The organism is Corynebacterium sp. c3Ub_189 (genome assembly GCF_039907195.1).
Classification (GTDB): domain Bacteria; phylum Actinomycetota; class Actinomycetes; order Mycobacteriales; family Mycobacteriaceae; genus Corynebacterium.
In genome coordinates, this window is the sequence record NZ_JASBOF010000048.1 from 1 (window position 1) to 1,362 (window position 1,362).

A 1,362-nucleotide genomic window follows, 5' to 3' on the forward strand; every position below is an offset into this window, starting at 1 on the left:
CTGGCTCGGCGTGTCGCGGGGGTTAGATTTGGCCTTTTTGAATGCCGATTGAGTGGGTGTAGTCGGTGTCGATAGCGTTGTCGTAGAGGGCTGGTCGTCCTGTTTCGTGGTCGGCTTGGTTCTCGGTTTGGGTCAGGGTGGATACTTTGGCGAGTTGGCCCTGGCCCCAGTCGGACTGCCTGGCGATTCGTACTGGATCGTCAGGCAGTTCCGTTTTTAAGTAGAGCCACCAATCCAGCATGCGGCGTTGTCGTTCGCCTGATCTGCCGCGGTGGGTTCTGGCGAGCAGTTTGAGCTGGGCGTTGATGCCGCCTTCTAAGCTGTTGGTGGTGGATTTGATCCGCTCGGGCGCAAGGACTCCTGCTGGCGGGTTGAGGTAGACAAACAGCATCTCGGACCGCCAAAGATGGTTGAGGCTGTTGTAGGCCTTGCGCACGTTGTGGTGGGTCCACACGCGGGTCCATGCACCTGTTTTGGGGTCTTTGATCATGGTTTTCTCGTTCATCCATTCCCGGTAGATCGTTGAAAACTCGTGCAGTTGCACACCCCACGCGGCGGCTTCATCCAGTGTGGTGATCCGGGTCAGTTTCAGCGCAAGTCGGTAGATGGTGCGCCCGGCATCGGTGCGTGGGTTGGTGGTGGTGTAGCGGCGGACCACGCGTTGGGCGTGGACGAGGCAGCGTTGAATTTTCGTAGTCGGCCAGCACTTTTTGATTGCGCTGTATGCGCCTTGGCCGCCGTCGATGACGGCGATGAGTGGGGCTTCGATGCGTTCAAGCAGCAGTTGGTAGTCGCGGGTGGTTTCGTGTTTGCACCAGTGCCAGGCGATCACGTGGTCGATGGTCGCCGCGACGATCAGGCAGCCACCGGCGGTGTAGGTGCCATCGAGAAATACCTGGTCGTAGATCCGCTTGTGGTGGCCGGCGGTGGGGTCAGGCACATCAACGAGCCAGCACCACTTGAAGCGCCGCTTCATGGTGGCGCGGCTAACACCGTTTCGTTTGGCTAGGTCGTCGAGTGATATTGCGGTGGTGCAATGCTCGATGAACTGGGTGAACACTGCCGCGTTGGTGATGTCGTTTCGACGTTTGACGCTGGAGGCGCCGCATTGTTTGCAGCGCCATCTGGTGGTGCCTTTGCTGGTGGTGCCGTTGCGTTTCATTTCACCGCCGCAGTGGCAGCGTGGTTGGTTCTTCGACATTGCGACACCACACCACGCCGCGCATAGCACATCACGGCTGCCACACCGAGGATTTCCCGTCGGGGGCTAGATATATGCTTCCGGAGCATATACTTTCCGGAAACCTACAGGTCAATCCGTGAAAATCCGCGATTCCGGACACACTTTTTGACCCTTAACCC

1 protein-coding gene is annotated in these 1,362 nt (G+C 58.6%); it reads right to left on the reverse strand.

The features are described from left to right. Positions 1-22: 22 nt before the first annotated feature. A complete protein-coding gene (locus QKD99_RS11440) occupies positions 23-1,201 on the reverse strand; it encodes an IS256-like element IS1249 family transposase (RefSeq protein ID WP_005323424.1) in 1,179 nt (392 codons plus the stop codon). Positions 1,202-1,362: the final 161 nt, after the last annotated feature.

Coding starts and splice junctions, on each gene's coding strand:
- QKD99_RS11440 (WP_005323424.1), bottom strand. CDS start 1,201: ATGTCGAAGAACCAACCACGCTGCCACTGCGGCGGTGAAATGAAACGC.